The organism is Ensifer sp. NM-2 (assembly GCF_003024455.1).
Taxonomy (GTDB): domain Bacteria; phylum Pseudomonadota; class Alphaproteobacteria; order Rhizobiales; family Rhizobiaceae; genus Ensifer; species Ensifer canadensis.
This window is the reverse complement of sequence record NZ_PVZR01000041.1, coordinates 20,545-27,145: the sequence shown is the minus strand read 5'-3', so window position 1 is coordinate 27,145 and position 6,601 is coordinate 20,545. Positions and strand designations below refer to the sequence as shown.

The following is a 6,601-nucleotide window of genomic DNA, read 5'->3' as shown; positions in this document are numbered from 1 at the left end:
CGAGGAGCACACCGGCAAGGGCTATCGCTCCGACTACGATATTCTCGTCGTCGTCAACAATCGCAAACTGACCAACTTTACGACCTACTGGAACAACGCCGCCGACCGGCTGTTGAGCGACCGGTTGTTGAAGGGCATGCAGGTTTCGTTCATCGTGCATTCCAGGCGCGAGGTGAATGAGGAGTTGAAACGCGGCAACGGGTTCTTCTGCGATATCCGCCGGCAAGGCATCGTGCTTTATGAGCTCGACAGCGAGCCACTGGCTGAGCCGCGCCCGATGTCGGCGGCGGAACAATTAAAGGTAGCGCGAGCACACTTTGAAAGCCGGTTTCCGCATGCTGCAGGTTTCCTAAAAGTCGCGCGGTTTTGCCTAAGCGAAGGTGATACCTCGCTCGCAGCTTTTCAGTTACATCAGGCGATCGAGCATGCCTATTCAACCGTGCTTCTCGTCCTGAAGAATTACGGCCCACCGACGCACAATCTGCGTTCGTTGCGTGGCTTTGCCGAAGAGCTCGACCGACGGCTGACAGAGGCCTGGCCTCACGACCGGCAGCGCTACGTCGCCTGGTTCAACACGATCAACGAAGCCTACGTGAAGGCGCGGTACTCCAAGCACTATCAGATCAGCGACGAAGCGCTCGCGTTCCTGATCGAGCGAACAACTGTTCTCCACGGCCTCGTCAAGTTGGTCTGTGAGGAACACCTTTCCCGACTGGCCAACGACAGTAACGATCTGGATCGGGACTAAGCATAAGCCGATCTTCGCATGAGCAGAGGGTGGCATTTGGCGCGCCGACCCGCGGATCAGGCCGTTCATGTAAAGTGGCTGCCAGAGATCAATTGACGTTGACCGGCTTGCAACCCACGAATTTCTTGCCATAAATGGCGCGTCTGTGAAGTCGAACGCTCAGACAGAAGGCTCCAGATCATCCTCGTGGGATCCTGGAGCCTTTTTCGATCTCAGATCACTTTGCTCACGACCGCGACTGTCACGTAGGCAAGCAAGGCCGCAAGCGCGACAGCAGCTCCATATCGCGCGATTTTCACGCAGCGCCCGCGAGCGCCGTTGGGTGGGCGAGAACGACATCATCACAAATGTCGTCGAGCCAGTCGTAGATCACCATCCAGTTGCGCGTCGCCTCGACGACGGCATGCGAGTTCTCGCGGTACCGCTCGAGAAAACCACCCAGAGACTGGCGATCGTTCTTCACCCGGCCGGATCTGAGCGTCTTGCCACTGCTGTCCTGCACCACCAGGTGGCTATAGGATTTGTGGTAGTCGACCCCGATATGGTAATCATAGGACGCAGTCATGCTTCCAACTCCCGTGTTGAGATCTGCAAAACCCCAACAGGATAAGCCGAAAGGCTGGAAGCGTGACTGTCCCTCGATCATCATTGGCATCTCACTGATCCGTTCTCTCAGCGGGGGCGGCCTCTTTCATGCCACCTCCGTTTGATGTTGGGCCCGGTTCCAATCGTGAGCCCGTTTCTCCGAAATTATGTAGGAGCCACCACCAAGCGCCAATGCGGCATTGCGTTCGGGTCGCTTGAAATTGAGAATGCCCGCACAGGGCGGCAAACCCTTCCTTAATAGCAGCAAGCTGCTATCGCAGCACTTCCAGTCCTTTTCGTTCAACAATATCAAGGATCTTGATAGCCGTGCTGCTCGGCTTTTTCGTTCCCTGCTCCCGCGCGGCAACCGTGATCTTCTTAACATTGATGAACTGAGCAAACACGGCCTGGCTGACCTTGTTTGAGTTCCGGATTTTCTTGATTTCCTCGGGTGTATAATTACGAAGAGGAGGGAGGCAGAGAGCGTCGAACTCTCGCATCGTCACATCGTCCACAAAGCCGGCTTCGTGCAGTCGCGCAGCAGACTTATGAACGTTCTTAAGAATTCTGCTCATGGCACTGAATCTCCAGTATCAGTTTCTTTTCAATCATCTCAGCGAGCTTTTTGTCGTCGGCGAGCATATAGACATCACATAGTTTTCGAAGGACTTCCTTCTCCTTCTTCGTGATATTATCAGTGTCGTTCTTCGCGAAGCCATGCACGAAAATCAGCCTGTCTCCCTGACGATGGCCGACGATAGTCCGACAGCTTCCACGCTTGCCGCGCCCTGGAGCTGCTTAAAAAGAAATCCGCCCAATCTGGCATCGACCAATCCGGCTTCGATCTCATTCGCGGTTTTGCGCAGTGACCTTTGTCATCCGTATCGTCGATCGCAGCGCCAACCTTCAGAACACCGGTTGGAACAACTCCACCAGCATTCTCTCGTTGTCGCGGATGTATGCGAAGCGGTCGCCGGCACCGTTAGGGACAGCGGACGGTGGTATAACTATTTCGACCCCCTTTCCCGCCAGCGCTGCGACGGTCTCGTCAACATCGTCCACAATGAGCCCAAAATGGTTGACGCCACCGAGTTTCAGGATGGTTTCAACCTCTTTCCGTTCGTTTGCCATCGGTGCAGCACCTTCCACCTGAAAGAGCTCCAGCCGGGCATCGCCGCGAGCGATCATGGTCACCTGCGCGCCAGGCAAAGTAAAACTATATTGTTGCTCGAACCCGAGGTGATCCCGGTACCAGACAAGGCTTGCCTGCAGGTCCTGGACAACGACACCAACGTGGTGGAGGCGAAGGACGCGATTTGTCATGGAATTCCTAGCTTTGAACTTAAGTTCGATTTGACGTGCAGCCGTTGATCAGAAACGTCCGGTTCGGCAGTGCTGGATTATGTCGGGGGCCGACAAGCGGCGTGTGTCAGATCTGACCAATTCTGTCATCGACAAGCGGGCCTGTCTTTTGCCTGCCGAGGACCTTTGCCTTACTTCGCCACAAAGGTCCCATTGAACGCCACATCCGAAAGCGGCTTGCGCGGGCTTGGCACTTCGCGTTCGCGCAGCCCCTCGGGCAGCTGACGCCTGTCGCCGATCTTGCCGATGGCGACGGCGCATTCGACGCGGAAACCGTCTGGAACCCCGAGGACCTCAGGCGCCTTTTCAAAATCAACGCCGGTCATGCCGTGCGCTTCATAGCCAGACAGGTGAGCCTGCAATGCGACTGACGCCCAGGCAGCGCCGGCGTCAAAGGAATGGCTGTAGATCGGCTTCTGTTCGGCCGAGCCAAGCTCGCCTGAATGGGTGCGCGAAACGACGAATAACAGAGCGGCGGCGGACTTCACCCAGCTCTGGTTGAACTCGATCAGCAGGCCCAGGAATTTATCCCAATGCTCCGAACCACGCAGCGCGTAGACGAACCGCCAGGGCTGATGGTTGAACGAGGAGGGCGCCCAGTGACCGGCTTCGAGGATCGTCAGCAGATCCCTCTCCGGCATCGTTTCATTGCTGAAGGCGCGGGGAGACCAGCGATTAAGAAAAAGCGGTTCGATCGAATACTCCGATTCGCGACTGTTGCTGGTCGTCATGATTATCCTCTCCGGGAACGGTTGAAACTACGCACGATTTATGGAGTGCTTGGCAGCATGGTCCTGTTCGCCCGGTGTAGCAGTGATGGTCCGGGTGACACCCGTTCAGACCGAGGCCGCATCGATTATCGCAATCACAGCGTCTGTGAAGAGCCTGAACACCGGAAGACCAACGAGCCGTACCGCAGCAAAATAGCCCAAGAAAGAGCTAAGGCCGAGTCGCGGACCAGGAGAACCGAACCCCCGCCGCCAAGGTTAAGACGGCAGCGGGGCATTCACTCCCAACTCACATCAGCCACCAACTTTACCTTTCGTGTTCGGACCCTAATTTTCGGCGATTTATGCCATGTAAGTTAGCGTTGCAAATACGGACGGCATAGTCTCCGCAAGTGCGAAACTCTGTCGCAAAAAGGAGAACGGTACGCCGTTTAACCAACTCGTGGCCGTCCCAGAAACACCCGACGAGATCGTCAGTCACCAGTCGTTGCGAAGGTTTGAATCTGGCAAAGGTGACGTACCCGAATTGCGCAATCAAGACCTTCTCCGACAAAGCCTAGAAAGCGATCCGTATAGGAAGATTGGATATGTAGTTGTGGGTGTCGATAGGCCATTCTTAGAGAGATCGTGAGCACAATGCGTCGGACAAAATGACAGTGGCGCGACTACGCGCATGCGACCTCGAACCTCACCGCCGGCAGCATCGTTTCGCGCGCGACATCCGATTTGGCAGAAACTCTGGCTGCGTACTGTCTGAAGATGCCCAGTCGCAGCGCCGCTGACGATACCCCATCGCATCAGCAACTTCGATGGAATTCACAGATCCTCAAGTTCCATTTGCAAGGCTGACAAAGAGATCGCGCAAATAGAATAGGCTCAACACCATTCATATGTCGCTTCCAATCAGCCTGGCAAGCGGTCCAGTTGCGGCCGCCTTCATCACGGCCGACAAAGAGTGCATTGCAGCGGTTCGTGGCCGGGCTTCTGATTGCGTTTTCGACCAGGCTGGTGCCGATTTTGACGCGGCCGCCGTCCAGGAACAGTCGAAAGCCGCCCTGGCGTTTGAGCATTCAGGGACGACGACGCGGTGCCAAGATTGAATATTCAAAGCGTCCCTGGCCAGAGTTCAATGACCTCACCGTTGTCCGCAAGTCGCACCTGAGTGCGGTCGTCTGCGGCCTCATGGAGGGCGAACTGGAACGCGGCGGACTGAGAAACGAAAATGCCTCCGACGTGTCCCAGGCGATCTTGGACGATCCAGCCGCCGCGCCCATCCTGCCCTACAAGAAACCTTGCGCGAACGGCCGGCCGCCCATGCACGACCAGATTCTGGACGTCATGCATTCCCATTGGACAACACCTCCTGAAACTTGCCGTTGGATGGCCGGAGCGCGCGCCCGTCAAGCGCGTTTAATTCCATTTGAACGGCCGTCCGCCTGCCGTTGCGGCTCAGGGCTTTCGTATGCAGGTCGGCAGCAGCGATACGCGCCACCTCATTGCAAAACGGAAGTCCCGAGTGATAGGGGTAATGACCGTGGATAATCGGCGATGCCAGTATGTAGAGGCCCGGCGTCGGCGGCCCACTCTTCGAGAGCGGTCGCAGGTTTTCATCGACATCGATCCCGCGAAGCATGAGCTCGCCTTCTTCAACGCTCCCTGCATCTGTCGTAAGCCTTGCTTGTCGGACGGCCCCTTTATTCACCAATGTCCTGAAAGGAAAGCTGCTGACATCAATCGGCTTCTGTCCCCGGCAGTCTACGATGAGATCGTAGGAAAGCCTCTTCATGCCGTCGCCAGCCGGATCGCTGAACGCGACGACCGTCTCGCCCCCCGTTTCCTCGATACTGAGATCATCACCAATGCGCACGAGATCGAGGCATCCCGCCGCACGCAATGCCAGCAGATGCTCACACGACTGCTGCGGCAGAACCGCGACAAGATACGTGACAAGCGGCATGAAATATTTTTCCAGGCGGGTCCGATCTGCCCGGTTGAGATAGCGTGTATAGAAATTCAACGTATAGGTGATATCGTCAAGAACTTCTCGCCAGAATATCGGAGTCCTGTCACGGCTTGATGCGACGGAGTTTAAGTAGTCTTCCTTGAGTAGTTCAAATGGTGTATCGATACGCCGACGATCTTCGATGAAAGCGACGAACGCCTCCAGATTCATTCCTTCAATCTTTTTGAAGAATTCCGGAGATTTGCCTTTCAAGACGCTCTTAAAAACATTGTCAAACACGTGATCGAGAGAGAGAAATCCTTTGTTTTCTCTCATGTGCTCGCGAATTTCGGTTTCGCCGACGTAGGAATGCATCTCGAAGCGCGGGAACTCAAAATGATACCTTACGGGTGGGAGCATCCCCCGTCGCGAGTGCATGACGATTTTCAGGGCCGCAGCATCAGGATTTGGAGTGTAGGTCAGGCGACCATCGAAGTCCCGGCGGAATGTGCCATTGTTCCTCGCCAAAGTCAGACAGGCATCGACCGCTGAAAGCGACGACCCGATAAGACCGATCTTCCGGGCGCTGATGTTTTCAAGCTTGGCAACCGGCCATGGCGATGACAGAACGCGTGCTGCCTGTTCATCCCCTGATGGACTATCCGTCTCGGGAAAAGAATGGCCTGTCGCCACAATGACGTGGTCGAAGTACATTGTCTCATCTTCCCGGGAACCAGCATTACGGTAGAGGACATTGACGCCGCCGTCCAAAGGGACGAGATCCGTCACCAGCGTACGACGCATACAAGTGATCGGGATGCCGATCTTCGCCGCACTGTAGAGCAGAGACTGGAACTGACTTTCAAGGTATTCTCCAAGCAAATGCCGTGTCGGGATAAAGGCCGGCCCGATCAGACGCCTGTCCGCACCGTATTTGAGAAGCCAACTGTCGGATTGGCTCGACAACCATTCATGCGGTGAAACCTGCAGATCCGGTACCTCCTCACAGGCGATGTTGGCCAGATTTTCCCATCCGACAAGCGATGCCTCATAGGGCATGCCCACCCCGACGCGCTTCGAAGCGCCGAAGAACGTTACTTGCAGATCGGTTGAGCGATTTTTGATGACATGTTTGAGGAAGTAGAGAGATGTCGGCCCGTCGCCTACCACCGCGACTGATTTTTTGGCCTTTTTCTCCGATCGAGGAAAATATTCAAAAATTGTCATTTAATTTCC

6 protein-coding genes and 3 pseudogenes are annotated in these 6,601 nt (G+C 55.6%); 1 reads left to right on the top strand and 8 read right to left on the bottom strand.

All coding sequences use genetic code 11. The features are described 5' to 3' along the window. Window positions 1–748, top strand: a 748-nt coding sequence (locus C6558_RS37925) for a HEPN domain-containing protein (RefSeq protein ID WP_107028762.1), incomplete at its 5' end; no start/stop codon positions are given. Between the two features lie 298 nt (window positions 749–1,046). Here the strand turns inward: C6558_RS37925 and C6558_RS37920 are convergent. The 8 genes and pseudogenes from C6558_RS37920 to C6558_RS37880 all read right to left on the bottom strand — a co-directional run. Beyond that, window positions 1,047–1,313 (bottom strand): annotated as a pseudogene (locus C6558_RS37920) (transposase); the annotation flags it as partial. Between the two features lie 292 nt (window positions 1,314–1,605). Further along, entirely contained in the window at window positions 1,606–1,908 is a 303-nt protein-coding gene (locus C6558_RS37915) for a DNA-binding transcriptional regulator (RefSeq protein ID WP_107028761.1), read from the bottom strand. Further along, a complete protein-coding gene (locus tag C6558_RS41290; RefSeq protein ID WP_305765391.1) occupies window positions 1,892–2,092 on the bottom strand; it encodes a type II toxin-antitoxin system RelE/ParE family toxin in 201 nt (66 codons plus the stop codon). Before C6558_RS41290 ends, C6558_RS37915 begins: the two co-directional genes overlap by 17 nt. 147 nt (window positions 2,093–2,239) lie before the next feature. After that, on the bottom strand, window positions 2,240–2,656 hold the full coding sequence (locus C6558_RS37905) for a VOC family protein (RefSeq protein ID WP_107028760.1): 417 nt from the start codon (window positions 2,654–2,656) through the stop codon (window positions 2,240–2,242). Between the two features lie 170 nt (window positions 2,657–2,826). Then, window positions 2,827–3,426, bottom strand: a complete 600-nt coding sequence (locus C6558_RS37900; protein WP_107028759.1) for a nitroreductase family protein — start codon at window positions 3,424–3,426, stop codon at window positions 2,827–2,829. A 489-nt stretch (window positions 3,427–3,915) separates the two neighbouring features. Further along, a pseudogene (locus tag C6558_RS41285) lies at window positions 3,916–4,260 on the bottom strand (LysR family transcriptional regulator); the annotation flags it as partial. Further along, a pseudogene (locus tag C6558_RS37890) lies at window positions 4,256–4,493 on the bottom strand (transposase); the annotation flags it as partial. The pseudogenes C6558_RS41285 and C6558_RS37890, both read right to left, overlap by 5 nt. A 266-nt stretch (window positions 4,494–4,759) precedes the next feature. Next, a complete protein-coding gene (locus C6558_RS37880) occupies window positions 4,760–6,592 on the bottom strand; it encodes an FAD/NAD(P)-binding protein (protein WP_107028757.1) in 1,833 nt (610 codons plus the stop codon). Window positions 6,593–6,601: the final 9 nt, after the last annotated feature.